General features: G+C 69.0%; 30 protein-coding genes. 13 read left to right on the top strand and 17 right to left on the bottom strand.

All coding sequences use genetic code 11. The annotated features are described in order from the left end of the window. Window positions 1-81: 81 nt before the first annotated feature. Complete coding sequence (locus ASD65_RS00840) at window positions 82-858, top strand: response regulator transcription factor (protein ID WP_056224336.1); 777 nt, start codon at window positions 82-84, stop codon at window positions 856-858. Here the strand turns inward: ASD65_RS00840 and ASD65_RS00835 are convergent. The 6 genes from ASD65_RS00835 to ASD65_RS00810 form a co-directional block, all read right to left on the bottom strand. Then, the gene (locus ASD65_RS00835; RefSeq protein WP_056217133.1) at window positions 845-2,032 is read right to left on the bottom strand and encodes a diguanylate cyclase; all 1,188 of its coding nucleotides are present in this window, start codon (window positions 2,030-2,032) and stop codon (window positions 845-847) included. The two genes, ASD65_RS00840 and ASD65_RS00835, sit on opposite strands and share 14 nt — an antisense overlap. Continuing rightward, entirely contained in the window at window positions 2,029-3,753 is a 1,725-nt protein-coding gene (locus tag ASD65_RS00830; RefSeq protein WP_082561511.1) for a sensor histidine kinase, read from the bottom strand. The genes ASD65_RS00835 and ASD65_RS00830 overlap by 4 nt, the downstream gene beginning before the upstream one ends. Before the next feature lie 54 nt (window positions 3,754-3,807). Continuing rightward, entirely contained in the window at window positions 3,808-4,374 is a 567-nt protein-coding gene (locus tag ASD65_RS00825) for a GIY-YIG nuclease family protein (protein ID WP_156378758.1), read from the bottom strand. Window positions 4,375-4,476: 102 nt separating this feature from the next. After that, window positions 4,477-5,928 (bottom strand): 30S ribosomal protein S1, encoded by a 1,452-nt coding sequence (rpsA, locus tag ASD65_RS00820; protein WP_056217130.1) that lies wholly within the window; start codon window positions 5,926-5,928, stop codon window positions 4,477-4,479. Between the two features lie 247 nt (window positions 5,929-6,175). Beyond that, window positions 6,176-6,535 (bottom strand): TraR/DksA family transcriptional regulator, encoded by a 360-nt coding sequence (locus ASD65_RS00815; protein ID WP_056217126.1) that lies wholly within the window; start codon window positions 6,533-6,535, stop codon window positions 6,176-6,178. Between the two features lie 2 nt (window positions 6,536-6,537). Further along, window positions 6,538-7,191, bottom strand: a complete 654-nt coding sequence (locus tag ASD65_RS00810) for an NAD(P)H-binding protein (protein ID WP_056217125.1) — start codon at window positions 7,189-7,191, stop codon at window positions 6,538-6,540. Window positions 7,192-7,292: 101 nt separating this feature from the next. On the opposite strand from ASD65_RS00810, the gene ASD65_RS00805 reads away from it, so the two are divergent. Next, the gene (locus ASD65_RS00805) at window positions 7,293-7,505 is read left to right on the top strand and encodes a DUF1653 domain-containing protein (protein WP_056217122.1); all 213 of its coding nucleotides are present in this window, start codon (window positions 7,293-7,295) and stop codon (window positions 7,503-7,505) included. A 3-nt stretch (window positions 7,506-7,508) separates the two neighbouring features. Here the strand turns inward: ASD65_RS00805 and ASD65_RS00800 are convergent, their stop codons facing one another. The 3 genes from ASD65_RS00800 to ASD65_RS00790 all read right to left on the bottom strand — a co-directional run bounded on the left by ASD65_RS00800 (window position 7,509) and on the right by ASD65_RS00790 (window position 9,868). Beyond that, a complete protein-coding gene (locus ASD65_RS00800) occupies window positions 7,509-8,558 on the bottom strand; it encodes a zinc-dependent alcohol dehydrogenase family protein (protein ID WP_056217119.1) in 1,050 nt (349 codons plus the stop codon). Between the two features lie 62 nt (window positions 8,559-8,620). Continuing rightward, entirely contained in the window at window positions 8,621-9,394 is a 774-nt protein-coding gene (locus ASD65_RS00795; RefSeq protein WP_056217115.1) for an isocitrate lyase/PEP mutase family protein, read from the bottom strand. Between the two features lie 33 nt (window positions 9,395-9,427). Continuing rightward, window positions 9,428-9,868 carry a YchJ family protein gene (locus ASD65_RS00790; RefSeq protein ID WP_162248462.1) on the bottom strand — a complete coding sequence of 147 codons (441 nt, stop codon included), beginning with the start codon at window positions 9,866-9,868 and terminating at the stop codon, window positions 9,428-9,430. A 93-nt stretch (window positions 9,869-9,961) separates the two neighbouring features. On the opposite strand from ASD65_RS00790, the gene ASD65_RS00785 reads away from it, so the two are divergent. Both ASD65_RS00785 and ASD65_RS00780 read left to right on the top strand, forming a co-directional pair. Further along, complete coding sequence (locus ASD65_RS00785) at window positions 9,962-10,990, top strand: FUSC family protein (protein WP_056217111.1); 1,029 nt, start codon at window positions 9,962-9,964, stop codon at window positions 10,988-10,990. A gap of 404 nt (window positions 10,991-11,394) precedes the next feature. Beyond that, window positions 11,395-11,601, top strand: coding sequence for a cold-shock protein (locus tag ASD65_RS00780; RefSeq protein ID WP_056217105.1), 207 nt, complete (start codon window positions 11,395-11,397; stop codon window positions 11,599-11,601). An 85-nt stretch (window positions 11,602-11,686) separates the two neighbouring features. Here the strand turns inward: ASD65_RS00780 and ASD65_RS00775 are convergent, their stop codons facing one another. Continuing rightward, on the bottom strand, window positions 11,687-12,796 hold the full coding sequence (locus ASD65_RS00775) for an acyl-CoA desaturase (RefSeq protein WP_082561842.1): 1,110 nt from the start codon (window positions 12,794-12,796) through the stop codon (window positions 11,687-11,689). Window positions 12,797-12,930: 134 nt separating this feature from the next. Continuing rightward, window positions 12,931-13,305 (bottom strand): hypothetical protein, encoded by a 375-nt coding sequence (locus tag ASD65_RS00770; protein ID WP_056217101.1) that lies wholly within the window; start codon window positions 13,303-13,305, stop codon window positions 12,931-12,933. Window positions 13,306-13,314: 9 nt separating this feature from the next. On the opposite strand from ASD65_RS00770, the gene ASD65_RS00765 reads away from it, so the two are divergent. Together ASD65_RS00765 and ASD65_RS00760 are read left to right on the top strand one after the other, a co-directional pair. Beyond that, on the top strand, window positions 13,315-13,926 hold the full coding sequence (locus ASD65_RS00765) for a hypothetical protein (protein WP_156378757.1): 612 nt from the start codon (window positions 13,315-13,317) through the stop codon (window positions 13,924-13,926). Between the two features lie 71 nt (window positions 13,927-13,997). Then, window positions 13,998-14,672, top strand: a complete 675-nt coding sequence (locus ASD65_RS00760; protein WP_056217094.1) for a hypothetical protein — start codon at window positions 13,998-14,000, stop codon at window positions 14,670-14,672. On the opposite strand, the gene ASD65_RS00755 is transcribed toward ASD65_RS00760, so the two are convergent. Further along, window positions 14,669-14,971 (bottom strand): putative quinol monooxygenase, encoded by a 303-nt coding sequence (locus ASD65_RS00755; RefSeq protein WP_056217092.1) that lies wholly within the window; start codon window positions 14,969-14,971, stop codon window positions 14,669-14,671. The genes ASD65_RS00760 and ASD65_RS00755 overlap by 4 nt on opposite strands. A gap of 45 nt (window positions 14,972-15,016) precedes the next feature. Here ASD65_RS00755 and ASD65_RS00750 point away from each other — a divergent pair, with 45 nt between their 5' ends. From ASD65_RS00750 to ASD65_RS00730, 5 genes are all read left to right on the top strand, one after another. After that, a complete protein-coding gene (locus tag ASD65_RS00750) occupies window positions 15,017-15,625 on the top strand; it encodes a dihydrofolate reductase family protein (protein ID WP_056217089.1) in 609 nt (202 codons plus the stop codon). 49 nt (window positions 15,626-15,674) lie between these two features. Then, entirely contained in the window at window positions 15,675-16,598 is a 924-nt protein-coding gene (locus ASD65_RS00745; protein WP_056217086.1) for a 5'-3' exonuclease, read from the top strand. Window positions 16,599-16,685: 87 nt separating this feature from the next. Next, window positions 16,686-17,867: a sensor histidine kinase gene (locus ASD65_RS00740; protein WP_056217084.1), complete on the top strand. Its 1,182-nt coding sequence runs from the start codon at window positions 16,686-16,688 to the stop codon at window positions 17,865-17,867. Then, the gene (locus ASD65_RS00735) at window positions 17,864-18,526 is read left to right on the top strand and encodes a response regulator transcription factor (protein ID WP_056217082.1); all 663 of its coding nucleotides are present in this window, start codon (window positions 17,864-17,866) and stop codon (window positions 18,524-18,526) included. Before ASD65_RS00740 ends, ASD65_RS00735 begins: the two co-directional genes overlap by 4 nt. Window positions 18,527-18,663: 137 nt before the next feature. Then, window positions 18,664-18,978 carry an SHOCT domain-containing protein gene (locus ASD65_RS00730; protein WP_056217078.1) on the top strand — a complete coding sequence of 105 codons (315 nt, stop codon included), beginning with the start codon at window positions 18,664-18,666 and terminating at the stop codon, window positions 18,976-18,978. A gap of 21 nt (window positions 18,979-18,999) precedes the next feature. Here ASD65_RS00730 and ASD65_RS00725 read toward each other — a convergent pair whose 3' ends face one another. The 5 genes from ASD65_RS00725 to trpD all read right to left on the bottom strand — a co-directional run bounded on the left by ASD65_RS00725 (window position 19,000) and on the right by trpD (window position 23,539). Further along, entirely contained in the window at window positions 19,000-20,277 is a 1,278-nt protein-coding gene (locus ASD65_RS00725; protein WP_056217074.1) for an MFS transporter, read from the bottom strand. Window positions 20,278-20,306: 29 nt separating this feature from the next. After that, on the bottom strand, window positions 20,307-20,813 hold the full coding sequence (locus ASD65_RS00720; RefSeq protein WP_056217071.1) for a ClbS/DfsB family four-helix bundle protein: 507 nt from the start codon (window positions 20,811-20,813) through the stop codon (window positions 20,307-20,309). A 43-nt stretch (window positions 20,814-20,856) separates the two neighbouring features. Further along, entirely contained in the window at window positions 20,857-21,852 is a 996-nt protein-coding gene (locus ASD65_RS00715; protein ID WP_056217069.1) for a PHP domain-containing protein, read from the bottom strand. An 18-nt stretch (window positions 21,853-21,870) separates the two neighbouring features. Then, window positions 21,871-22,380: a hypothetical protein gene (locus ASD65_RS00710; RefSeq protein ID WP_056217066.1), complete on the bottom strand. Its 510-nt coding sequence runs from the start codon at window positions 22,378-22,380 to the stop codon at window positions 21,871-21,873. Between the two features lie 82 nt (window positions 22,381-22,462). Further along, a complete protein-coding gene (trpD, locus tag ASD65_RS00705; RefSeq protein ID WP_056217065.1) occupies window positions 22,463-23,539 on the bottom strand; it encodes an anthranilate phosphoribosyltransferase in 1,077 nt (358 codons plus the stop codon). A gap of 216 nt (window positions 23,540-23,755) precedes the next feature. Here trpD and ctaE point away from each other — a divergent pair, with 216 nt between their 5' ends. Together ctaE and qcrC are read left to right on the top strand one after the other, a co-directional pair. Then, complete coding sequence (gene ctaE / locus ASD65_RS00700; RefSeq protein ID WP_056217062.1) at window positions 23,756-24,355, top strand: aa3-type cytochrome oxidase subunit III; 600 nt, start codon at window positions 23,756-23,758, stop codon at window positions 24,353-24,355. Window positions 24,356-24,374: 19 nt separating this feature from the next. Further along, window positions 24,375-25,175 carry a cytochrome bc1 complex diheme cytochrome c subunit gene (gene qcrC, locus ASD65_RS00695; protein ID WP_056217059.1) on the top strand — a complete coding sequence of 267 codons (801 nt, stop codon included), beginning with the start codon at window positions 24,375-24,377 and terminating at the stop codon, window positions 25,173-25,175. Window positions 25,176-25,208 lie beyond the last annotated feature (33 nt).

Here is a 25,208-nt window from a genome sequence, read left to right as displayed (position 1 = left end):
TTCTCGCGTCTGTTCTGGGATATCCTGACCGAGGTCGCGGACCCCCACACGACAGCAGGTCCGCGCGCAAGGGGTGGATCGGTGGAGGAAGCGCGCGTTGCCGTGGTGATCGAGGATGAGGCGGATATCCGCTCTCTCCTGGCCGATGTGCTGGAACAGGCCGGTTTCACGGTCCACACCGCGATGACGGGGCTCGAAGGCATCGAGCTCGTCCAGCGGGTGCAGCCCATCGTCACCACGCTGGATGTCAACATGCCCGGCATGGACGGGTTCGAGGCGGCCAAGCGCATCCGCGCCTCCAGCACCACGTACATCGTCATGCTGACGGCCCGCACGGAGGAGATCGACGCCCTCATCGGACTCGAATCCGGTGCCGACGACTACGTGACCAAGCCGTTCCGTCCTCGTGAGCTGCGCGCCCGCATCGAGGCGATGCTGCGTCGGCCGCGCGTGCACACCGCCACCGTCGCGACCGCCCCGCCCACCGCGGCTCCGGTCGTGCCGTCCACTCCCGCGACGAGCCACCCCGAGACGGGATGGCTCCACCACAAAGGCCTCCGGCTGCACCCCGACAACCGGATCACGATGCTCCACGAGGATGAACTCGATCTCACACGCAGCGAGTTCGACCTTCTCGCTGAGCTCCTCGAGGGTGGGCGTCGCGTACGCACCAAGGGCGAGCTCGCGCTGATGCTCCGAGGCGAACGCTACACGGGGACCGAGTTCCTCAGCGACAGCGATGCCCGCGCGATCGAGGTCCACATGGCCAACATCCGCCGCAAGCTCGGCGAATCCCCGCGCGATCCGCAGTGGATCGAGACGGTCCGCGGCGTCGGCTACCGTCTCACCGCCGACTGACGTCCTCCCTGACGGCCTCGCCGACCAGGACCGACGACTCGACGCTCAGCGCGGCGCTGGTGGCGGCATCCCGCGCCACCCGCACCAGCTCGTCGATGTCGAAGCCGGAGGTGTCGCTCAGGGCTACGCCGACCCCGACGACCGGGATGATCCCGTCTGTCACCGAGCCGAGCTCCTCGAACAGTCCGCGATAGATCTGTGCCGCCTGTCGACGGGCATCCGCGGCGGAGACACTGACCACGCCGACCACGAGCCCGTCCGGGCCGTCCTCGCCCACGAGCGAGCTCGACGGTGCGTATCGGCGCACCCCGGTGCGCCATGAGCCGATGACGGACCGCACGACGTCGCCCCCGAAAGCGGTCGAGATCTGCTCGAGATCGTCGATGCGGACCGCGATGACCGCGACGAGCTCCGACCGGCGCTCGGCGCGGAGCGCGACCTCCTGGAGCGCACGGGTGAAGGCGAACGAGGGAAGCACGCCGTCGTCGGGCCATTCGATCTCGCTGGCGCGCATGTAGCCGCGGATCTGTGCGCGCCGGGAGCGCAACACCGAGGTCACGACGAGCGCCACGATCGTGAGTGTGACGGTCACGAAACTCATGCTCACGGTGCTGAACCAGACTTGGAACAGTTCGCTCTCCGGACCGGCCACCCGGAAGACGATCATGCGCACCAGGCAGTACACGGCCTCGAGCCCGAGGACGAATGCGAGCCCCCACGCGGTCCGGATGCCGCCCATCTCGCCGCGCAGCGCCTCCGCCGCTCCGACTCCGGCGAAGACGATCAGCCCGACGAACATCCAGAGGGCGCCCGCCCAGTCGCCCCCGTCGGGGCCGCGCAGGAATGCCGCGAGGAAGGTCGCCACAACCATTCCGACAACGGCGAGCGTCGCGCCGGTCATCCGTCGATCGTTGTAGCTGCGGCATCCGAGCCACATGCATCCGGCGTTGGCGACGAAGGCTGCGTTGCCGATCGCGATCGCCCACCATGCCGATGAGTCGTACGCCCAGACGAGATAGGCGAGCGTCGTGAGCATCCCGGCGAGGAAAGCCAGCGCCCAGATGCGGCCGGCGCCCTCGTCGCGGCGGATCAGCGTCTCCACGAGGAAGACGATGCCGCTCACGTTGATCACGAGCGCGCTCATGATCGACACCGACACGAGATCCAGGTTCATGCGTCCATTCCTTCATCGGTGAGCTGAGTGAGCGTGGTAGGCAGGCGCGGGGCCAGCGATGCGGATGCGCGGGAGGACGGCAGCCGCACGATGAACGTCGAGCCGGCGCCGGCGATACTGCGGACAGTGATGTCGCCACCGTGTGCCCGAACGATGTCGCGGCTGATCGCGAGGCCCAGTCCGGTCCCGTGCACGCCAGCCTGGCGCGCGGACTGGCCGCGGTAGAAGCGCTCGAACAGGCCGGCGATCTCCTCCTCGGTCATCCCCACCCCGGTATCGCGCACGAGGATCCAGGAGGAGTCGCCGTCGACCGTGCAGCCGACGGTGATCGATCCCCCGTCGCGGTTGTACTTAACGGCGTTGGCGAGCAGGTTGTCCACGACCTGCCGGAGACGGATGGGGTCGGCGTACGCGTGCGCGGGCTCGAGGCCGGCCTCATCGATCGAGACGGCGCGCTCGGCGGCCCGCGGCTGAAGCGACTCCACCGCCGCCCGCATCACCTCGGCGACATCGACGTTCTGCGGGGTGATCGTCAGCTCGACCGAGCTCTGCGACGCGCTCGAGGCGCGCAGGATGTCGGCCACGATCTGCAGCAGCCGCTCCGCGTTGCGCTCTGCGATCTCCAGGCCCCGCCGCGCGGATGCCGGCACCGCGGCGTCGTCGAGGGCGAGGTCGAGGTAGCCGAGGATCGAGGTGAGCGGCGTGCGCAGCTCGTGCGAGACCGACGCGACGAGCTCATCGCGCGCGCGCAGCGCGTTCAGCTCGATCGTGACATCACGCGAGACCAGCACAGCGCCGGCATCCGCACCGTCACGATCGGTCAGTCGCCGCACGGTCACGCTGAGCGCGCGGCGGTCGTCGCGGGACTCGCCGAACCAGGTGATCTGCCCGTCGAATGCTTCGCCCCGCAGCGCCCGCTCCAAGGGCAGCTCCCCCTCGGGCACCGGCGTGACGCCATCGGCGCGGAACGCGGATCCCGCACGGGGCTGATCGTGCTGGACGGCCTGCTGGATGCGGGCGTGCGCCTCATTGGTGACCGACACCGATCCGCCGGGCGCGATGCGGATGACGCCGAAGTCCACGGCATCCAGAACCTCGGTCACCATCTGCTCCTGGCGGCGCGTCCGCTCCAGGGCACGCCCGAGCAGGCCAGCCTGTTTGCCGAGCAGGCTGCGCTGCGCGGCGGAGCGGCGCGCGGTGAGGTAGCTCGACCCGCTGACCGCGACGATCACGAGTGGCAGCAGCACGCTCGAGTAGCCGAAGGCCTCCTCCGGGTTGGCCACGATCGTCAACACGAACAGCACCGTGATGGAGACTACGCCGCCGATCAGCCCCAGGATGCCGAAGCTCACCGGAAGCCACAACGCAGGGAACACCCAGAGCAGCCCGAACCCGGAGGTCGAGCTCGATGCGCGCAGGAGGGCGATCGCCAGGATGTCGACGGTCGGAATGATCGCCATCCACGCCAGCGGTATCCGGCTCCACGGCACCATCAGCGTCGCCCCGGTGGTGAGGAACACGATGACCACGCCGAGAAAGAACAGCGTCATGTCGCCCGGGAAGTCCGTGACGGCGACGAGGATCGTCAGCACGAGGACGACGCCGCCGAAGAGGAGCTGATTGAGGGATGCCGTGCGCCCGCGCATGTTGTCGGTTTCGGCCGTGACACCACGCGCGGCGGCGCGCGAACGCGCGGCGGCGAAGCTCCGGGCAGTGGACATAGGACGACGTTATCGGCCCGGAGACCCTTTCAGTCGCACTGGCACGTCGGGATCTCAGCCGCGCAGCGCGAGAGCCTCGCTGTACCAGCGGGCGTAGAGGTCCCACGGGCCTTCTCGGCCACCGCGCAGGGTGTCGATGTGGGCGCGGATCGCGTCGGAATACCGGAACCACTCGGTCCGGTCGAAGCGCTCGTCGGTGAATTGCGCATGACGATGCTGCTCGAGGCGACGGTCTCCACGTTCGAACGCGAGGAGCTCGTCGTGCCAGATGGCGGTCAAGCGCTGGCGCGGGTTCGCGGTCGTGCCGATCTTCACGCGGCCCTCGGCACGCAGGTAATAGACCACGTCGACGCGCGGCGGCGGAAGCTCCTGGTCGATCACGTCCCCCGCCTGCCAGTCGCAGATCGCGCAGACCCATCCGGACGGGTAGCGCACTCCGACGCGCGAGCCGCACAGCCGACAGGGCATCGGCAGCAGGTCCGTGACGCCCTGTTCACGCGCGGCCCAATCCGCCGCGACGGCGAGGTGGTGCTCGCAGAGCGCGATGGGGGCGTCGACGGACACCGCGCCGCGGCATCCCTCGTCGACGAGGCAGCGCGAAGAGTCCGAGGTCGGGGGCACGGCCTCAGGCTACGCGCGGCCACGGACATCCGCGGGGACGCCGAAAGGGCCGGAACCCGGAGGTTCCGACCCTTTCGTTGCTGTGAGTGCAGATCTAGTGGATCAGCGACCCGAGAGCTTCTCGCGCAGAGCGGCGAGGGCCTCGTCATCGGCGAGCGTTCCGCCGCCGGTGCTCTCCGAGGAGAACGAGGACGAGCCGGACTCGATGGCCGGAGCGTTCGCCTCGGCCTCGAGGGCCTTGGCGACGGCAGCCTTGTGCTGCTCCCAGCGAGCCTGAGCAGCGGCGTACTCCTGCTCCCACTTCTCGCGAGCCTCGTCCGAGCCTTCCTTCCAGGCGTTGGTCTCGGGGTCGAAGCCCTCGGGGTACTTGTACTCCCCGTTCTCGTCGTACTCCGTGACCATGCCGTAGAGGGCCGGGTCGAACTCGGTGCCGAACGGGTCGATCGCCTCGTTGGCCTGCTTGAGCGACAGCGAGATGCGACGACGCTCGAGGTCGATGTCGATGATCTTGACGAAGACCTCTTCGCCGACCGACACGACCTGCTCGGCGAGCTCGACGTGCTTGCCGGAGAGCTCCGAGATGTGCACGAGACCCTCGATGCCGTCTGCGACGCGCACGAACGCACCGAACGGAACGAGCTTGGTGACCTTACCCGGTGCAACCTGGCCGATGGCGTGGGTACGGGCGAAGACCTGCCACGGGTCCTCCTGCGTCGCCTTCAGCGACAGGGAGACGCGCTCGCGGTCAAGGTCGACCTCAAGGATCTCGACGGTGACCTCCTGGCCGACCTCGACGACCTCGGATGCGTGCTCGATGTGCTTCCAGGACAGCTCGGAGACGTGCACGAGGCCGTCCACGCCGCCCAGGTCGACGAATGCACCGAAGTTGACGATCGAGGAGACCGTGCCCTTGCGAACCTGACCCTTGTGCAGGTTGTTGAGGAACGTGGTGCGCGACTCGGACTGCGTCTGCTCGAGCAGGGCGCGGCGCGAGAGCACGACGTTGTTGCGGTTCTTGTCGAGCTCGAGGATCTTGGCCTCGATCTCCTGGCCGAGGTACGGCGTCAGGTCGCGGACGCGGCGCAGCTCGATGAGCGACGCCGGCAGGAAGCCACGGAGGCCGATGTCGACGATGAGGCCACCCTTGACGACCTCGATCACGGAACCGGTGACAACACCGTCGTTCTCCTTGATCTTCTCCACGTCGCCCCATGCACGCTCGTACTGAGCACGCTTCTTGGACAGGATGAGGCGGCCTTCCTTGTCCTCCTTCTGGAGAACGAGGGCCTCGACCGCGTCGCCGACCTTGACGACCTCGTTGGGGTCGACGTCGTGCTTGATCGAAAGCTCGCGGGAGGGGATGACACCCTCGGTCTTGTAACCGACGTCGAGGAGGACCTCGTCGCGGTCGATCTTCACGACGGTGCCTTCGATGAGGTCTCCGTCGTTGAAGAACTTGAGGGTCTTCTCGACCGCGGCCAGGAAGTCCTCAGCAGATCCGATGTCGTTGATGGCGACCTGCTTGGTGGCCGGGGCGGTCGTTGCGATAGTCATGTAGTGGGTTGTCCTTGTTGGGTTGGGGTCTCGGGCTCAGCACGCGATGGCGTTCATCTCGATCGCGGAGCGAACAAGCGAAACGACACGCAAGCCGAAGCAAGTGGATTTTGATTGCGGTGTCACGAGCGCATGACAGAAGAGCCACGCGCGTGACACTCCAGGGTATCAGAATCCGGGCCCGCGCTGCGGGACGATCAGGCAGCCTCTCCGAGGGGTCCTTCCGGGGCTGTTCCCACCCGTCTCATCAGGTCCTGAGCGCCGCGCACGCGACGCAGAATCGCGCGGCCGGACGGATGCGCAGCCGCTCGGGCGGGATGCCTCGGCCACAGCCCTCGCACACGCCGTAGCGGCCGTCGCGTAGGCGCTGCTCGGCGTGCGCGACCTCCTCGAGCTCACGCACCGCGCCCTCGTGCAGTCCCTCCGCCCGCGACCACTCCGCCGACAGGGTCGCGCCTTCCGGATCGTGCTCGTCGTCGTCGTTGGCGTCCGACCGCGCCGACCGGATCGCGTCCAGCCGTGCATCGTCGGTCGCGACGGTCGCCTCGAGGTCGCGTCGGAGCTCGGCGAGCAGCCGCTCGAACTCGGCGAGGTCGCCGGTCGCCATCGTCACGCGGATGCCGCGGCGATCGCCTCCGCGATGGGAACCTCGCCGGAGTTGAAGCGGATGGTGCGGCCGACGGTCGACGGGTCCGCCAGGGCAGCGGCGACCACGCCGGCGACGTCGGCACGGCTCACGCTCCCTGAGACGGCGGATGCCGCTTCGATGCGGCCCGTCGGCGGGTCCGACGTCAGAGCGCTGGGCGCGAGGATCGTCCAGTCCAACTCGGACGCGCGCAGGTGCGCATCGGCGGCGGCCTTGGACTCGGCATACGCGAAGAAGGAGTTGTCCGCCGGGACACCGTGATCGATCGCCGCGCCGAAGTACGACACCATCACGTAGCGACGGACACCGCTCTCCGCCGCCGCGTCCATCGACAGGATGGCCGCGTCGCGGTCCACCGCGTAGGTGCGGGCCGGGCTGCCTCCCCCGGCGCCGGCAGCCCACACGACGGCATCGTGTGAGGCGAGGAGCCGGATCCACTCTTCGCGATCGAGGCGCTCCACGTCGGCCACGACGGGCTCCGCGCCCGTCGCCGCGACGTCTTCGGCATGTGCGGCGTTGCGGATGACCGCGCTGACACGGTCTCCCCGCGCGACCAGGAGCGGCGCCAGCAGCAGGGCGACCTTTCCGTGTCCGCCGATGAGTGCGATCCTCGCCATGGCAGCTCCTCCGTGTCGTGTCCCCGCCCGTTCCCCCGACGCTACCCCCGAATCGGCGTCCCGGACTCGGGATGCCCTCGTGGCCTGCGTAGGCTCGACGGATGACCGACGTCGAGCCCGGTGTCTACCGGCACTTCAAAGGAGCCCGCTACGAGGTGATCGGGACCGCTCTGCACAGCGAGACCGAGGAGGAGCACGTCGTGTACCGCCCGCTCGACGGTGACGGCCGCCTGTGGGTGCGCCCGCGCTCCATGTGGGACGAGCTGGTCGACCGCGACGGCTATCGGGGGCCGCGGTTCCGCCGGGAACCCTGACGACTACGGCCGCAGCAGCACCTTCGTCGCCTGACGCTCGTCCATCGCGGCGTAGGCCGCGGCGGCCTCGGTGAGCGGAAGCTCGAGGTCGAAGACGAGCCCTGGCTGGATCGCCCCGGACCGAACATCGGGCAGGAGCTCCTCGATGTAGCCGCGGACCGGCGCGACGCCGCCGTTGACACCGACGTTGCGGTTGAACATCTGGCGCACCGGCAGCTCGGGGCCGCCGTTGGGCACGCCGACATATCCGACCATGCCGCCGGGCCGGGTCGAGCGCAGCGCCTGGTCCATGGACTCCTTGGTGCCGACGCACTCCAGGACGCGGTCGGCGCCGATGCCGCCCGTGAGCTCGCGGACGCGCGCGACGCCGTCGTCGCCGCGCTCCTCGACGATGTGGGTCGCGCCGAACTTGCGGGCGAGCTCCTGACGCTTCGGGTGCCGCGACATGGCGATGATCGTGGTCGCGCCGAGCCGCTTCGCCGCGATGATCGCGCACAGTCCGACCGCGCCGTCGCCGACCACGGCGACACTGTCGCCTGCGACGACGCCGGCGGACACGGCCGCGTGGTGGCCGGTCCCCATCACGTCGCTCAACGTCAGCAGGCCCGGGATCTCGTCGTCGGCGATCGGTCCGGGCACGACGGCGAGCGTGCCGTCCGCGAGCGGAACCCGCACCTTCTCGCCCTGACCGCCGTCGGCGAAGCCGCCGACGGCGGCATCGCTCCCCCACCATCCGCCCTGCACGCACGACGTGCTCACGCCGTTGCGGCAGTTGATGCAGGTGCCGTCGCAGACGTAGAACGGGGCGATGACGAAGTCGCCCACCCTGACCTGGGCGACCTCGGGGCCGACGGCCTCGACGATGCCGACGAACTCGTGTCCGATGCGGTGCGGCTGATCCGTCGGCGTGACTCCGCGGTACGGCCAGAGGTCGGAGCCGCAGACGCAGGCGGCCACGACGCGCACGATGGCGTCGGCGCCGGTGGACAGCACGGGATCCGGGACTTGTTCGACACGGATGTCACGGGGAGCGTGGATGACGGTGGCAAGCATGGTCCGAGCGTACAAGTCCACGATCGCCGGAGCGACGAGCGCGCTGCCGGCCGCGGCATCCCTCAGTTCAGCGGGCGCAGCGTCCGCGGGACGGAGCCGTCCGCGTACAGATCCGTGGCGAGGTCGTACAGCGCGTTGAGCGAGACCCGCTGCGGGAGCGGACCATACGAGATGCGCGCGACTCCGAGCGCCTCGTACTCGGCGGCGGTGAGGGCTCCGGGCAGGCCGATGACGCTGACCTTGCGCTCGCCGATGCCGGCTACCAGTTCGCGGGTGACGTCGGCGTTCAGGATGCCGGGCACGAACACGAGGCTCGCTCCGGCATCGAGATAGGCACGACCGCGCTCGATGGCGTCGGCGATCGATTCGGCCAGCGGCCGATCTCCGGCGCGCACGAAGGCGTCGGTGCGGGCATTGAGCACGAACGGCACGCCCTCCTGCTCGCCCGCCCGGATGACGGCCTCGACGCGGGCGACCGACTCGGCGAGCGGTCGGAGGCGGTCTTCGACGTTCGCACCGACGACACCCACCTGGATGACGCGTCGCACGGTCTCGCCCGGGTCCGCGTAGCCGTCGTCGAGGTCGGCCGTGACGGGCAGCTCGGTCGCCTCCACGATGCGCGAGACCATGCCGAGCGTCAGATCGAGCGGGATCTCGCCGTCGGCGTAGCCGTACGACGCGGCGATCGAGTGGCCAGCGGTCGCGATGGCGCGCGACTCCGGCATAGCGGCGACGGCGCGGGTCGATACGACATCCCACACGTTCACCAGGCGGACGATCGCCGGTGCCGCGTAGAGGGCCGCGAGGGACTGTGCTTTCTCGAGCTGAGTCGTCATGGAACGACGCTACCGCGCCCTCACGCCGGTGGGTCAGTCGATGACGCCGTCGAGGTACCACCAGCGGTCGCTCTGGAAGACGAAGCGACTGCGTTCCCGCAGCGCCCCCTCCTCGCGACCGTCGCGCCAGCGCGCGCGGAACGCCACTAAGCCGCGCTTGTCTCCCGCGACCCCGGACTCGACATCCTCGATCTCGAGTCCGCGCCAGCGCAGCATCGGATCCAGGTCGAGCGTCTCAGGACGCGTGCCGGGATGCCACGATCCGAGTAGGTACGCCGCATCGCCCAGGACGAACGCGGTGTAGCGCGAACGCATCAGGGCTTCGGCCGTCGCCGGCGGGGTTCCGCGCAGCGCCGGGCCGCAGCATCCGTCCAGAGAGCGACCTGTGCCGCACGGGCACCGGTCCGTGCCGCGGATCAGGGCGAACCCCGGACGGGAGAGGACGGCATCGGATGCCTCGTGCTCGATGTCCATCCGTCGTCCCCTTCCTCGTGCGCGGGAGCGCCGTTCCAGCCTACGGTCGCGCCGTGGCCACACCGCGAGCGACCGCGGGCCTACCGTGGAGCCATGCGCATGCCCGCCGCCATCCGAGCGACTCACCGGACGCCACTGCTCCAGGTGACGAAGTCCGCGGTCGCAGCCGTGCTGGCCTGGCTGGTGGCGGGCTGGCTCATCGAAGGTCCGCCGCCGGTGTTCGCCGCCATCGCGGCGCTGCTGGTGGTGCAGCCCAGCCTCAACCAGTCGCTCAGCAAGGCCGTAGAGCGCAGCATCGGCGTCATCACGGGCGTTGTGGTCGCATCGCTCCTCGGTCTGCTCCTCGGGCCGGCCACGTGGGTGGTACTCCTCGCGATCGTCGCGGCGCTGATCGTGGCGTGGGCGCTGCGGATGACCTCCGCCACGACGAACCAGGTCGCGATCAGCGCCATGCTCGTCCTCGCACTCGGCGCCGCCACCCCGAACTACGCCGTCGACCGCATCCTCGAGACGATCATCGGCGCCATCATCGGCATCGTCGTCAACCTCGCCCTCGTACCGCCGGTCGCGATCAAGCCCGCGCGGGACGCCGTCGACGGCCTCGGAGAAGAGCTGGCCGTGTCGCTCGAGCGCCTCGCGGCCGCCCTCGAGCGTCCCCAGACGTCCGGCGAGCTCGAGGGGCTGCTCCTGGAGGCGCGACTGATGCGGCCGATGCGGGACGCCGCGGATGCCGCGATCGTCGCCGGTGCGGACTCGCTCCGGCTCAACCCTCGCGGCCGGAAGTACCGCGACGAGTATGCCGAGCTGGCCCAGCGCCTCGACCGCTTCGGCCCCATCGTGACGCAGGTGATCGGCATGACCCGGGCCGTCCGGGATCGCTACGACCCCACGCTCGTGTCCGAACCCGCCGTGCGCGCGATCGCCGAACAGCTGCGGCGCGCCGCACACGACACCCGGCTGTGGATCGCGCAGACCGAGGGCGCGGCATCCGCTCTCCCGGAGGTTCCTGCGCTCACCGCGCCGCTCACGATCGCCACCCCGTCGCGCGACCACTGGATCCTCATCGGATCGCTGCTGGAAGACCTGCGTCGCATCCATGAAGCGCTCGGCGACGATGCCTGAGAACCGGTGGGAAATGGCGCCGAGTAACGGATCGCGACATTTCCTGTATCACGAAGTGCGAACGTGTAGGCTCAAAGTTGATCCACACAGGGAAAAGAGCCTCGGTTCCGCTCCCCGTGGCACGTCGGAGATCGACCGAGATCACCCCCGCAGACGGCTTGCGCCGACTTAGAAGAACCTCCAGACGCCCCAGGCGCGGAGCGAGAGAAGACCGAATTCGCATTTCCCATACGCCGCTCCAGGCGTCTCCTGCGTCCCTCCCGACCGGGCACCGCGCCGACCACGCTCTGTGGTCGCGACGCCTCACACTTCGGCCTTAGGCCGACCCCACTGTCCACACCTTGCACGGCGTGGTCATTAGGCACCGCAGCAGCCGTGCCGAACACCTAAAGAAAGAAGACATCATGGCAACTGGAACCGTGAAGTGGTTCAACTCCGAAAAGGGCTACGGCTTCATCGCCCCGGCCGACGGCACCCCCGACGTGTTCGCGCACTACAGCGCGATCGTCTCCTCGGGCGGCTTCCGTAACCTCGAAGAGAACCAGCAGGTCGAGTTCGACGTGGCACAGGGCCCCAAGGGCCTGCAGGCGGAGAACATCCGTCCGCTCTGAGCCACCTCGTCTTGAGCTTCGGCTCTGAACGACGAAACGGTCGTCCCACCTCGGTGGGACGACCGTTTTGCTGTGTCCGGAGGTCTCAGACCTTGCGGAAGCGCTCGACGATGTAGCAGTCGAACGGATCGCGCGCGGCGAGACCGACCTTGTTCAGATACTGGATGACGATCCAGTAGGACTGCAGGATCGTGGTCTCGGTGTACGGGACGCCGAGGGTGGCGCAGTGCTCGCGCACGATTTCGCGCGTCTTGGCCAGATGCGGGCGCGCCATGCTCGGGAACAGGTGGTGCTCGATCTGGTAGTTGAGCCCGCCCATGAAGATCGTGGCCATCCAGCCGCCCGAGACGTTGCGGGAGGTGCGCACCTGCTTGGTGAAGAAGTCGAGCTTCGCATCGGCGTCGATGATCGGCATGCCCTTGTGGTTCGGCGCGAACGAGGCGCCCATGTAGACGCCGAAGACCGCCAGCTGCACGCCGATGAACGCGAACGCCATGCCCACGGGCAGGAAGAGGAAGATCGGGGTGAGGTACAGCGCGAAGCGCAGCGCGATGAGGCCCAGCTCGGTCCAGCGGTTCTTGACCTCGCCTTTGCCGAGCAGGTGCTTCAGGCCGAGATAGTGCAGGTTCAGGCCTTCGAGCGTCAGCAGTGGGAAGAACAGCCAACCCTGGCGGCGGGTGATGAAACCCATGGGGCCGGTGACCTTCGCGGCATCCTCTTCGAGGAAGCGGATCGTGTCGACTTCGATGTCGGGATCCTTGCTGACGCGGTTCGGGTTCGCGTGGTGACGGGTGTGCTTGGAGTTCCACCAGCTCAGGCTGATGCCGACGACGCCGGCCGCGAGGAAACGCGCCAGCCGCTCGTTGCCGGTACCGGAGACGAGGATCGCCTTGTGCGCGGCTTCGTGGGAGAGGAAGGCGACCTGCGTGAACAGGATGCCGAGGGCACCGGCCATCAGCAGCTGGTACCAGGTGTCACCCAGGAGGATGAAGCCGGTGATCACACCGCCGAAACCGAGCAGGAGGGCGGTGCCCACCAGCGCGTAGAACCAGCGCTCGCGTGCGAGGAGGCCGGTTTCGCGGACGAGCTGCGACACCTCCGTGTACGCGCGCGTGATCGGCGGGAACGAGTCTTTTCCGGCGTACGTCGTCCGAATCGGGCCGAGGCGGGATTCGGGTACGGAGATAGTTGCGATGGCAAACCCACTCGATCGGGCAAACTCGCGGAACGCGGGTCCGGGGGTGAAAGCCAAAGGCAGATGCCGATCGCTGAGGTCAGTCTAAGCAGGTGTACATGCCGTCACGGGGATGTGACAGCCGTGAATAAGCCCTATTTCGCGGCTGTGACGTCCACCGTGAAGGTGACGTCCTGGATGCCGCCGTCGCTGTTGGAGAGCACGACCTTCGTCGTGCCCTCGGCGAGCGCCGTCACGCCGGGGTTGAAGGTCGCGCTGCCATCTGTGCGTCCGGCGACGAACTCCGCCACCGAGGTGTCTTCGACGGCGCCGGAGTAACTGTCGACGGCGAGGTCGCCCGTGTTGATGTTGAGTACCTGCCCGACGACGAGATCCACCGTCGTTCCCTGCAGGTCGCCTACGTCCTTGGTCACGGGTGCGATCACGGGAGTCTCCTGCTGCGCGCACGCGCTGAGCCCGACCGCGAGGGCGATGACGGCAGCGGTCGCGACGAGTCTCGAGAGCTTCATGCGCTCAGTATGGCAGTGGGCCTGCGACGGCGGTTGTGGATAACTCGGCCGCGTCGAGAGCCGCCCGGTTACGGTAGTCGCGTGAAGATCCCCCGCGCCGTCGCGATCGTTGCGATTGCGCTCGTGTGCGCCGTGATGAGCGGATGCGGCGGCCAGCCGCAGCCGGTCACCTCCACTCCCCTCTTCTCCAGCGAGGACGAGGCATTCGCCGCCGCCGAGGAGACGTACCGGAGCTACGTCGACGCGCTGAACCAGGTGGATCTGAGCGACCCGGAGACGTTCGAAGAGGTCTATGCGTGGACGACCGGGGATGCCAACGCGGGTGAGCGCAAGTCGCTGTCCAAGATGCACGCGGACGGTTGGACTGTGAGCGGGGAAACTGCGATCACCCGCTTTCAGGGGCAGTCGATCGCAAACGACACGGCAGCCGTCGTCGCGCTTGCCTGCACCGATGTCTCGGCCGTCACCGTCAACGACGGTGAAGGAAAATCCGTCGTCGCCCACGATCGGCCAACGAGCTACACGGTCGAGATCTCGTTTGTCTCCGACGATCAGTCGGACACAGGGTTGAAAATCTCCGCCAGCAACGCGATCGAGACCAACTCGTGCAGCATCTCATAGCGTGCGTCGCAACAATTCTGCTCGCTTCGCAGCTCGGCGCGATGGACGTCTCGACGTGCGACGGGTCGACAATGTGGACGCAGTGCACTGTCGAGAACTCCGGCACCCAGATCGACATCGGCGGCTACGTGACCCAGCCCGGCACCGGTGACGCCGCACCGTCGCGACCGACCGGACCCGAGGCATCCGCTCCAGAACCGGCGCCGGAACCGACCGATTGCCCGCTGAACCGCTGTGACATCGTGTACGACGTCGTCGGGCTGCCCGATGTGACGCTGGCCGATCTGGTGTCGTTCGTGCCGGCGCGCCCGACGCTGACGGGTGAACCGCTCGGTCTCGGCGTGGTGGGCATGCCGACGAACCTGGTGGCGGCGGCATCCGAACAGCAGATCCCCGGAGTGCTGTTCGACTATGACGTCGTCGTGCGGTTCGTGCCCGCCGGGTTCCGCTTCGACTACGGCGACGGCAGCGTCCGCACGACCTCGACCGGTGGGGCCGCGTGGTCCGCACTCGATCAGGCCGAATTCACTCCGACTCCGACCACCCATGTCTACACCGCACGCGGCACCTATCCCGTGGGCGTCACGGTGCTGTACTCGGCCTCGGTCAGCTTCGGGTCGGGATGGAGACCCGTGCCCGGCACGGTGGCGGCGACCACGACGGGCTACGACGTGCGGATCGTGGAGGTGCGCACGGCGTTAGTCGACAAGACCTGCCTCGAGAACCCTCGCGGGCCCGGCTGCTAGCTGCGCAGCGGCGACCCGACCACCTCGAACCGCGTGCCGCCCATCTCTCCGGAGAGCAGCGGCATCGCCTGGGCGATCGCCGCCCGCACCGACGGAAGCTGCAACGACGCCTGATGCGCTTCGGCCGTCGTCCACAGCTCGGCGACGAACACCGTGTCGGGCTGCTCGTCGGACACGCCGACTTCGTAGAGGAGGCATCCGATCTCGCTCAACTCCGCGCTGGGACGAGTCAGCAGCGCAACCAATTCGTCTCTCGCCCCGGGCTTGGTACCGAGGTGTCCGATGTTCGCGAACGTCATGACGGGAGTCTGGCACCCCGCGCCGACTCGCGGCAGACTGGCGCCATGACGGTGATCACCGCGGATCTCTCACTGTCGCTCGACGGATACTCGACCGGCTACGGTCAGCGCGAGGATGCCCCGTTCGGCGACGGCACCGGCGAGCGCATGCACGAGTGGATGTTCGATCATGCCGACGAGAATCGCGACGAGATCGACGCCATCCTCACGGCGAAGGCGTACATCATGGGCCGGAACATGTTCGGACCGATCCGCGGCGCATGGCAGGGCGACTGGCGCGGGTGGTGGGGCGACACTCCCCCGTACCGCTCCCCGGTGTTCGTACTCTCCCACCATTCCCGCGAGCCAGTCGTGATGGAGGGCGGCACCACCTTCCACTTCGTCACCGACGGGGTCGAGTCCGCCATGGAGCAGGCACGGGATGCCGCGGGCGACGGTGACGTCTCGATCGCGGGCGGTGCCGCCACGCTGAACCAGTTCCTCGCGGCGGGGCACCTCGACATCCTCCGCCTGCACGTCGTCCCGTTGACTTTCGGCCTGTCCGGCCACCCCGAGATCGTCCGGCTGTTCGACGGTGTCCCGCCGCTGCATCTCACCCCGGTGCAGGCACGCACGACGCCGCACGTCACCCACCTCACGTACGATCTGCGCTGACGCCTGACGCGTCCCGCCCGCTGTCCCGACTTCCTGGCAGACTGGCGGCGTGACCGACCGCCTCATGCTCCTCGACTCCGCCTCGCTGTACTTCCGTGCGTTCTACGGCGTGCCCGACACGGTGAAGGCACCGGACGGGTCGCCCGTGAACGCCGTGCGCGGCTTCCTCGACATCATCACCAGGCTGGTCATCACCTATGAGCCGACGCACCTGGTCGCGTGCTGGGACGACGACTGGCGGCCGCAGTGGCGCGTCGACCTCATCCCGAGCTACAAGACGCACCGCGTCGCCGAGGTCGTCGAGGCCGGACCCGACGTCGAGGTCGTGCCCGATCCGCTCGAGGTGCAGGTGCCGGTGATCCGCGAGGCGCTCACCGCCGTCGGCATCCCGATCGTCGGCATCGCCGAGCACGAGGCCGACGACGTGATCGGCACGCTCGCCACGACCGCGACCATGCCCGTCGACGTCGTCACCGGCGACCGCGACCTGTTCCAGCTCGTGGACGATGCCCGCGATGTGCGCGTCATCTACACCGCGCGCGGCATGAGCAACCTCGAGATCCTCACCGATGCCACCGTCGTCACGAAGTACGGCGTTCTGCCGACCCAGTACGCGGACTTCGCCGTCCTGCGGGGCGACTCGTCCGATGGACTGCCCGGTGTCGCCGGCGTGGGCGAGAAGACCGCCGCCACTCTGCTCGCCGCTCACGGCGACCTGACCGGCATCCTCGCCGCCGCCGAAGCAGGCGAAGGCATGTCCGCCGGTGTCCGCGCCAAGATCCTCGCGAGCCTCCCCTACCTCGCGGTCGCGCCGACGGTCGTCGAGGTCGTGCGCGACCTCCCCCTGGGCGAAGTCGACTCCCGCCTGCGGCCACTCACCGACGCGCAGCGAGCGGATGCCGCGGCCTTGGCCGAGCGCCGCGGTCTGGGCACCGCGATGGATCGCATCATCGCCGCCCTCGCCACACGGTAGCGCCACGTCGACGTACTCCCCAGGGAGTACGTCGGGGCCTCCACCGGTCAGACGACTCCCAGCGACGCGCGGCGTAGCATCGACCGCATGCCGAGCGCCATGTGGATGGGACCCCCGTCCGAGGTGTCCCCGCGCTTCCGCCCGCCGCCGGCGGTGACCCTGTTCGTGCCCGTCGTGATCGCGTTCCTGGTCCAGGTGCCCGCGGCAATCGCGATCTCGGCCTGGCAAGGCGTGACTCCCACGGCCGCGGCGATCAGCATCACGCTGGCCGCGGCATCCGCTCTGCTGCTGCTCGCCGCACGCCGGTGGCCAGGTCCGACCGTCGCCGCCATCGCCGCGCTGACCGCGGTCGACCTCTTCATCCCTCCGGACATCGGCCCACCGATGCTCGCCCTGGCGTTCGCGATCGTCGGCGCCGTCATCCGCGGTGCACGACTGTGGGCACTCATCTCGGTGGGCACCGCGTGGGCCGCCACGCTCATCACCGCAGGCCTGTGGGGCGTGACCTGGCACCCGTTCCGCGTCGTCGCGACGACGGTCGGGCTCGCGCTGTGCTTCGCGATCGGTCAGGGCATCCGATCCCGCTTCGAGCATGCGGTCACGCGCCGCACCCAGCTCGCGGAGCGGCGGCGCGTCGCGGACCAGGACGAGCGCAACCGGATGGCGCGGGAGCTGCACGATGTCCTCGCCCACTCGCTGAGCCAGATCGCGGTGCAGTCCGGCGTGGGGCTGCACCTGTTCGACCGCGAACCGGAGCGTGCGCGCGAGGCGCTCGCGAACATCCGTGCACTGAGCGCGACCGGACTCGACGAGGTGCGCGGCGTGCTGTCGTTCCTGCGCGGCGACGAGCTGCGCGATCCGACGACCGCGCCGCTGACACCGCAGCCGCAGCTGGCCGACCTCGCCGCACTCACCGCGCAGCGCAGCGGCCTGGGCCTCGCCGTGCACCTCGTTGACGAACTCGACGGCGTGCTTCCCCCGAGCACGGTGCAGACCACCGCGTACCGCATCGTCCAAGAAGCACTCACCAACGTCGTGCGGCACTCCGCCGCGACGCGCGCCACCGTCACCCTCACGCACGAAGGCTCCGAGCTGGTCGTGCGGATCGAGGACGACGGCACCGGCATCCGTCCTCCCGGTGCCGAAGGCGGCGGCATCCGCGGCATGCGGGAACGCGTCTCGCTCATCGATGGCACGCTGGAGCTGACCCCCGCCGAGCGCGCCGGCACCATCATCACGGCTCGAGTTCCCTGGGGCGGTGTCGCATGATCCGCGTCGCGCTGGCCGATGACCACCAGCTCGTGCGCGCCGGATTCCGCGCCCTTCTGGACTCCGAACCGGACATCGAGGTCGTGGTGGAGGCGTCCGGCGGGGAGGAGCTCCTGCGCGCGATCCGCGCCACGCCGGTGGATGTCGCCCTGCTGGACATCCGGATGCCCGACGGCGACGGGCTCTGGACCACCGAGCAGATCGCGGCCGATCCGGCCCTCGCCGGGGTGCGCGTCGTGATCGTCACCACGTTCGAGCTGGACGAGTACGTCGCCAGGGCGATCCGCGCCGGAGCGGCCGGGTTCCTCGTCAAGGACACCGAGCCGATCGACCTCATCCGCGCCGTGCGGGTCGTCGCCGACGGCGAGGCGCTGCTCTCCCCCGGCGTGACGCGTCGCCTGCTGGAGCGCGCCGCAGAAGGGCTGCGGGATGCCGCGCCCATCGGCGCACTGTCGGTGCTCACAGAGCGCGAGGTCGAGGTGCTCCGCCTGGTCGGCCAGGGGCTGTCCAACGAGGAGATCGGCACTCGTCTGTTCGTCTCGCCCCTCACCGCGAAGACCCACGTGTCGCGCATCATGCAGAAGCTCCATGCCCGTGACCGCGTGCAGCTCGTGGTGCTCGCGTACGAGTCCGGCCTGGTCGCGCGCGGTTGGCAGTAGGACGCGACGCCTCGCCCTACTCCCCCGGGAGCAGGGCGATTCACTCCCGGCGGCAGATCCGCTGAACGCGGCGTCGGCGTTGACTCGAGGCATCCGATCGCCGCCACCCGGCCGCGATCACGACCGAGAGGGCTCTCATGTCTGTCATCCTCGCCACCGCCGCCTCGACCGCGGCGGTCGCCACCCATTTCGTCGGACCGTGGGGGTTCGGCTGGTGGTTCCTGCTGATCCCGCTGTTCTGGATTCTCGTCTTCGTGCTCATCTTCGGGGTGTTCGGCCGCCGCTGGCGCCGCAACGCGATGGAGAACGGCTACGGCCCGCGCGGCTGGGCGGCCCCCAGCCGCCAGGCCGAGACCACGCTCGCCGAGCGGTACGCCAAGGGCGACATCGACGAGGTCGAGTACCGGGCACGGCTCGAAGTGCTCCGCGCGAACGCCGGGCCCTCCGCCTGAACCGACGCGCCGGGCGACCGCTCAGGCGGTCGCCCGGCGCGACTCTCCGATCGCGGCCAGCAGCGCGACACAGTACGCGACCGACAGGACGACGAGACCGATCAGCGGGACCGTCCAGCCCCCGCTCAGCTCGTGCAGGGCGCCCATCAGCGGAGCGCCGAGCGCGCCGACGGCGTAGCCGCCGCCCTGCACGAATGCCGACATCCCCGCCGCCTCCGAGTCCGAACGGGCGACGCCGACGAGCGTGGTGAAGATCACCACGAAGCCACCGGCATGACCGATCGCACCGATACTGAGCCACAGCCACAGCAGCGCGGGATCGACGAGGGTGCCGATCGTGAGGATCAGCCACGATGCGCAGATCGTCAGCGCCGGAACCAGTCGCGGGGTGAATCTCGTCAGCAGCGGGACGAGGAATGCGCCCAAGATCGCGGCGCCTTGGAAGATCGAGGCGAGCGCGCCGGCCGCCGTGCGATTCAACGACAGCTCGTCGGCGACGATGGTCGGCAGCCACGTCGACAGGGCGTAGTACATCGTCGTCTGTCCGGCGAAGGCCGCCAGCAGCAGCCACGCGATCGGGCGACGCAGCACCGATCTCTCGCGGCCGCCTCGGGGTACGACGGGCATCGGGCCCGTCAGCGTCGTCGGATCGAGGTCGGGGCGGGCGGTCGCGACCGGCTCCTCGCCCGAGAACCGTTCACCCCACTCGCCCTGCCGACGCGAGCGTCGCAGATGCACGCTCCACACTGCGATCCCCACCACGGTGATGCCCGACCACGCCACCAGCGCGAGCGGCCACCCGATCAACGCCGCGAGCGGCGCGGTCAGCAGCGACGTGATCAGCGAACCGGCGTTGAGCGTGGCCGTGTAGGCGGCGGTCGCGATGCCGACCCGTTCGGGAGGGATGTCGCGGCGGATGATCACCGGCACGACGATGTTGCCCACGGTGATCGCGGCGCCGATCACCAGCATCCCGACCAGCATCCAGCCGAAACCGGGCAAGGCGCGGATGAACGTCCCGATGAGCACACCGCTCAGCGAGATCAGCAGGGCGAGCTCTGCCCCGGACCGACGGATCAGCAGCGCGGCCACCGGCGTCAGCACAGCGAACATCAGCACGGGCGCGCTGGTCAGCAGCCCCGCCGTCGCGGCACCGACGCCGAGGTCGGCGGCGATGTCGCTCAGCACCGGCGTCGGTGCGACGATCGGGCCGCGCAGGCTCAGTGCCGCGACGAGCACGCCCGTGAGGACGAGCCACGGGACGCCGCGACCCGACCGGGAGGCGGGGTTCGCGGACACCCTTCGATCCTAGGCGGGGCGCCCCGTCGTCAGGCGGCGCGTGCCAGCCCGGCCCTGATCACGCCGTCCGCCCACAAATAATGGTTGCCGGCGCACTCGTGCGCGAACTCTCCGAGCGGTGCGCCGCCGGTCCACGCGAAGCCCGCCGGATCGAAGAGCTGCTCGTCGTCGAACTGCAGGAGCATGTCCTGCAGCTGCGCGTGCGAGGTGGCGGTCAGCGCGCGCATGTCCTCGAGGCCGGTGTCCTGCCACTGCTGGCGGAGTACTTCGTTCAGCTCGTCCAGCTGCTCCCACGAGTACCCCTCGGCGGGGATCGCGGGCGAGCCGCCGGCCGTGCCGCTGACGTACCAGTCCTGCAGGATGAGGTGCCACGCGTGCAGGTGCGCGACGATGTCGCGCAGATTGCGGTCGCGGCCGGATCCCTCGAACGCGGCATCTCTCTCTTCGAGCGGGACCGAGTCGATGAGCGCGTTCAGTGCGGCGAGTTCACGGTCGTTGGTGGCGATGAGCTCATCGCGGCGTGGCGTCTTTGACATGGGAGTGACGTTAGCGTCTGCGGCGGACGTCGGTCGCATCGGGTCACCGCCGCAGGGCGGTCCACTCCCGCAGCCGCTCGAGCGGCCACGTCGTGACGATCCGCTCGGCGGGCACTCCGGCGCGCTCGGCGCGCTCGGCCCCGTGATCGATCAGCGACAGCTGTCCCGGCGCGTGGGCGTCGGAGTCGATCGAGAAGAGGCAGCCGGCCTCCAGGGCGATGGCGATGAGCTCGTCGGGCGGATCCTGGCGCTCGGGGCGGGAGTTGATCTCGACGGCGACGCCGTGCTCCGCGCACGCCGCGAACACGGGCTCCGGGTCGAGGGCGGACGGCGGTCGGGTGCCGCGCGAGCCCTCTACGAGCCGGCCCGTGACGTGACCGAGCACGTCGACGCGTCCGCTCGAGACGGCGGCGACGAGCCGGCGCGTCATGGGGCGCCGTTCCATCCGCAGCTTCGAGTGCGCCGAGGCCACGACGATGTCCAGCTCCCGCAGCAGGTCGGGCTCCTGATCGAGCCCGCCGTCCTCGAGGATGTCGACCTCGATGCCCGACAGCAGCGTGAAGCCATCGCCGCTCATGCCGGCCACCACCTCCAGCTGTGCTCGCAGCCGCTCGGGCGACAGGCCGTTGGCCACGCGAAGCCGCGGCGAGTGGTCGGTGAGCGCAAGGTACTCGTGGCCGAGCGCGCGGGCCGCGTCGACCATGAGGTCGATCGAGGTGAGCCCGTCCGACCATTCGCTGTGCGAGTGCAGGTCGCCGCGCAGCTGGGCGCGCAGCGCCGATCGACGCTCCCCACCGGCCTTCGCACGCAGGTCCGTCAGATAGCCGGGCACCTCTCCGGCCAGCGCCTGCTGGATCACCGCGAAGGTCGAATCGCCGATCCCCTTGCGACGGCGGAGGGATGCGGCATCCCGCAGCTGTTCGTCGGTGAGGCCGGTGATCGCGTCGGCCGCGGCGCGGAACGCCTTCGACTTGTACCGCGACGACCGCTCCCGCTCGAGGAGCGTGGCGATCTCGTTCAGCGCCTCGAGCGGGTTCATGCGTCGGCCCCGGAGCGACTACGCCGCGTTCGCGCGGCGGATCACCACCGGCGCGGTCGCCAGGCGGCGGATCGCCCAGCCGAACAGGATGGAGAGGATGCCCATGCCCATGGCGAAGGCGGCGACCCCGAAGGAGACCACCGACGTGAAGAGGGAGGCACGCAGGAAGGACGCGTTCATCAGCGTGGCGCGGATCGGGTCGTCCATCGGAAGTTCGGCATAGGTCTTGCCGTCCGACAGCTCCAACGCGTGGTGCTGGATGATGTCTGCCTGCACGAACGCGGTGAACGGACCGGCCACGACCTGGCCCTGGAAGGCCATCGCGTCATCCGGGACGACGATGTTCTCGGCGCGCAGCTGCGAAGACACCATGACCCAGACGACGATCCCGACGACGATCAGCGCGATGCCGCCGAGGATCCCGAGGATACCGACGACCTTGACGAAGCCGAGCGGGCGGGCAGGGGGTTCGATGGCATCTGTGTTCGGGACGGGGGTTGCCGGAGCGGCGGACGTGGTGTCGGACATTGCTGCCTCCTTGAAGGATGGGTGCTGACGCTCACGCTAGCGCGCGGTCCGTCATCCTCGCGAGGGCACGAGCCGTGTCAATTCACTCGGGTGCCGCGTCCCCGCCGAGCTCCTGGGTCACCGCGACCCATTCGTCGAGCTTTGCGGCGGCGGCGCCGGTGTCGACGGCCGCGGCGGCCTCGGCCTGGGCGATCGCGAGCCGCTCGAGGATCGGGGTCTGCACCTGCGTCGCATCCTGTGCCAGTCGGTAGGACACGATGCCGGCGGCCGCGTTGAGCAGGACGATGTCGCGCACTGCCCCCTGCTCGCCGTTCAGCACGCGGTGCACGACCGCCGCATTGTGATCGGGGCTCCCGCCGAGGAGATCGTCGATGTCGGCCAGCGGAATGCCCAGGTCACGCGGATCGAGGTCGTGCTCATGCGTGTCGCCACGGCTGATCTCCCACAGGCGGCTGTGGCCGGTGGTGGTCAGCTCGTCGAGCCCGTCGTCGCCGCGGAACACCAGTGCGGTCGCACCGCGGGTGCGGAACACGCCGGTGATCAGGGGCACCCGGTCCAGGTGCGCCACGCCGACCGCGTTGGCCTCGGCACGCGCCGGGTTGCACAGCGGACCGAGGATGTTGAAGACGGTGGGTACGCCGAGCTCGGCGCGGGTGGCGCCGGCGTGACGGAAGCCGGGGTGGAACGCCGAGGCGAACGCGAAGGTGATGCCCGTGCGCGCGAGCGAGGCGGCGACGGCGTCCGGCGACAGGGTGAGGTCCACTCCGAGGGCGGCCAGCACATCCGAGGACCCGGATGACGAGCTCGCGGCCTTGTTGCCGTGCTTGACGACGGGGATGCCGGCTGCCGCCGCCACGACGGCGGCCATGGTCGACACGTTGACGGTGCCGAAGCGGTCGCCACCGGTGCCGACGATGTCGAGCACGTTCGCGTGCACGGGCAGCGGAACCGCCGCCTCCAGGATCGCGTCGCGGAAGCCGACGATCTCGTCCACCGACTCGCCCTTGGCGCGCAGGGCGATCAGGAATCCCGCCAATTGGGACGGCGTGGCCGTGCCCTTCATGACCTGGCGCATCGCCCAGGTCGCCTCCGACACGCTGAGATCGCGCGCGTCGAGCAGCGTCGTGAGGATCTCGGGCCAGGTGTGCAGCTCAGCCATGCCTTCGAGCGTACTGCGAGGCGGCAGCGCTGCCCGCCAGGTCCCGTCTCACGCGCTCACCGCTCGATCAGCGGACTCAAGGCAGACTCGCGGCCAGTTCTTAGGTGACCCTAAGTCTGCGCAGTATCCAAACTGGGCCGCGTGATGCGAAAAAGCTCCGCCGAGTTCGGCCATAATGGGATCGTGACGACCACGCCAGCTACCTACGCCCAGGCGATGCGTTCCGTTAAGCGGCCCGATCCGGTCGCCGTCGGCACCATCGTGTGGCTCGGCAGTGAAGTGATGTTCTTCGCGGGACTCTTCGCGATTTACTTCACCCTGCGGAGCACCTCCCCCGAGTTGTGGGCTGACCGCACGCAGCTGCTGAACATCCCTTACGCCACGGTGAACACGATCATCCTCGTGCTCTCCTCTGTGACGTGCCAGATGGGTGTGTTCGCGGCTGAGCGGTTCCAGCCCTATTCCACGAAGAAGCGCGGAATGCTCGGCTGGGGAATGGTCGAGTGGTTCTTCCTGACCTTCGCCCTGGGCGCGATCTTCGTGTCCGGCCAGGTCTGGGAGTACGCCCAGCTCGTCGCCGAGGGCATGCCGATCAACTCGGACTCCTACGCATCCGCGTTCTACATCACGACGGGCTTCCACGCCCTGCACGTCACCGGTGGCCTCATCGCCTTCCTTCTGGTGATCGGCCGCGCGTACGCCGTGAAGAACTTCGGGCGCAAGGAGATGACCACCTCGATCGTCGTGTCGTACTACTGGCACTTCGTCGACGTGGTCTGGATCGCCCTGTTCCTCGTCATCTACTTCCTGAAATAGAGCGGAGCTGTACCCCGACATGGCACAAGAGAAGAAGCGCCGCTCGACCGGTCGCCGGAGCCCCTTGGCCGCGGCCGCTCTTATCGGTATCGGACTGCTGCTGACCGGTGGCATCTACGCCGGTGCATCCGCCGCGATGGCCGCCACGGCCGACACCACCGCGACAACCGCTCTCACCGTCGATGACGGCAAGAAGCTGTTCCAGGCGAACTGCGCCACCTGCCACGGTCTGGACCTCCAGGGTTCCCAGTCCGGCCCGTCGCTCTTCGGAGTCGGCGAGCTCTCGGTGCACTTCCAGGTGAGCACCGGACGCATGCCGCTGCAGATGCAGGGCCCGCAGGCTCCGCAGAAGCCGGTCCAGTTCACCGATGAGCAGATCGCCGCGATGGGCGCCTACGTGCAGTCGATGGCACCCGGACCGACCTTCCCGTCCGACGAGACGCTCGACGCGAAGGGCGACGCCGCTGCCGGTGGCGAGCTGTTCCGCATCAACTGCGCCATGTGCCACAACGTCGCCGGCGCCGGCGGTGCACTGACCGAGGGCAAGTACGCCCCTGCTCTGCACGGCACGACCCCGCTGAACATGTACGCGGCCATGGTGACCGGCCCGCAGAACATGCCCGTCTTCAACGACATGAACCTCACGGCCGAGGACAAGCGCGACATCATCACGTACCTCGTGTGGCTGCAGGACAACGAGTCGCCGGGCGGATTCAGCCTGGGCTCGCTCGGCCCGGTCTCGGAAGGTCTGTTCATCTGGATCTTCGGCATCGGTTCGCTCATCGCCCTGACCGTATGGATCACGGCGAAGTCCAACTGATCTCTCACTGAACAAAGCACGGAACGAACGAGG

This window comes from Microbacterium sp. Root61, assembly GCF_001427525.1.
Taxonomy (GTDB): domain Bacteria; phylum Actinomycetota; class Actinomycetes; order Actinomycetales; family Microbacteriaceae; genus Microbacterium.
The sequence above is the reverse complement of the archived record's forward strand: the minus strand, read 5'-3'. Positions and strand labels throughout refer to the sequence as shown.

Bases quoted from the DNA above. Each gene is read 5' to 3' on its own strand.
- ASD65_RS00765 (WP_156378757.1), top strand. From the start codon at position 13,315: ATGGCAGTGGGCCTGCGACGGCGGTTGTGGATAACTCGGCCGCGTCGA.
- ASD65_RS00815 (WP_056217126.1), bottom strand. From the start codon at position 6,535: ATGGCGACCGGCGACCTCGCCGAGTTCGAGCGGCTGCTCGCCGAGCTC.
- ASD65_RS00780 (WP_056217105.1), top strand. From the start codon at position 11,395: ATGGCAACTGGAACCGTGAAGTGGTTCAACTCCGAAAAGGGCTACGGC.
- ASD65_RS00750 (WP_056217089.1), top strand. From the start codon at position 15,017: ATGACGGTGATCACCGCGGATCTCTCACTGTCGCTCGACGGATACTCG.
- ctaE (WP_056217062.1), top strand. From the start codon at position 23,756: ATGCGTTCCGTTAAGCGGCCCGATCCGGTCGCCGTCGGCACCATCGTG.
- qcrC (WP_056217059.1), top strand. From the start codon at position 24,375: ATGGCACAAGAGAAGAAGCGCCGCTCGACCGGTCGCCGGAGCCCCTTG.
- ASD65_RS00760 (WP_056217094.1), top strand. From the start codon at position 13,998: ATGTGGACGCAGTGCACTGTCGAGAACTCCGGCACCCAGATCGACATC.
- ASD65_RS00830 (WP_082561511.1), bottom strand. From the start codon at position 3,753: ATGTCCACTGCCCGGAGCTTCGCCGCCGCGCGTTCGCGCGCCGCCGCG.
- ASD65_RS00800 (WP_056217119.1), bottom strand. From the start codon at position 8,558: ATGCTTGCCACCGTCATCCACGCTCCCCGTGACATCCGTGTCGAACAA.
- trpD (WP_056217065.1), bottom strand. From the start codon at position 23,539: ATGGCTGAGCTGCACACCTGGCCCGAGATCCTCACGACGCTGCTCGAC.
- rpsA (WP_056217130.1), bottom strand. From the start codon at position 5,928: ATGACTATCGCAACGACCGCCCCGGCCACCAAGCAGGTCGCCATCAAC.
- ASD65_RS00730 (WP_056217078.1), top strand. From the start codon at position 18,664: ATGTCTGTCATCCTCGCCACCGCCGCCTCGACCGCGGCGGTCGCCACC.
- ASD65_RS00790 (WP_162248462.1), bottom strand. From the start codon at position 9,868: ATGGACATCGAGCACGAGGCATCCGATGCCGTCCTCTCCCGTCCGGGG.
- ASD65_RS00835 (WP_056217133.1), bottom strand. From the start codon at position 2,032: ATGAACCTGGATCTCGTGTCGGTGTCGATCATGAGCGCGCTCGTGATC.
- ASD65_RS00720 (WP_056217071.1), bottom strand. From the start codon at position 20,813: ATGTCAAAGACGCCACGCCGCGATGAGCTCATCGCCACCAACGACCGT.
- ASD65_RS00715 (WP_056217069.1), bottom strand. From the start codon at position 21,852: ATGAACCCGCTCGAGGCGCTGAACGAGATCGCCACGCTCCTCGAGCGG.
- ASD65_RS00755 (WP_056217092.1), bottom strand. From the start codon at position 14,971: ATGACGTTCGCGAACATCGGACACCTCGGTACCAAGCCCGGGGCGAGA.
- ASD65_RS00795 (WP_056217115.1), bottom strand. From the start codon at position 9,394: ATGACGACTCAGCTCGAGAAAGCACAGTCCCTCGCGGCCCTCTACGCG.
- ASD65_RS00785 (WP_056217111.1), top strand. From the start codon at position 9,962: ATGCGCATGCCCGCCGCCATCCGAGCGACTCACCGGACGCCACTGCTC.
- ASD65_RS00805 (WP_056217122.1), top strand. From the start codon at position 7,293: ATGACCGACGTCGAGCCCGGTGTCTACCGGCACTTCAAAGGAGCCCGC.
- ASD65_RS00770 (WP_056217101.1), bottom strand. From the start codon at position 13,305: ATGAAGCTCTCGAGACTCGTCGCGACCGCTGCCGTCATCGCCCTCGCG.
- ASD65_RS00740 (WP_056217084.1), top strand. From the start codon at position 16,686: ATGCCGAGCGCCATGTGGATGGGACCCCCGTCCGAGGTGTCCCCGCGC.
- ASD65_RS00710 (WP_056217066.1), bottom strand. From the start codon at position 22,380: ATGTCCGACACCACGTCCGCCGCTCCGGCAACCCCCGTCCCGAACACA.
- ASD65_RS00735 (WP_056217082.1), top strand. From the start codon at position 17,864: ATGATCCGCGTCGCGCTGGCCGATGACCACCAGCTCGTGCGCGCCGGA.
- ASD65_RS00810 (WP_056217125.1), bottom strand. From the start codon at position 7,191: ATGGCGAGGATCGCACTCATCGGCGGACACGGAAAGGTCGCCCTGCTG.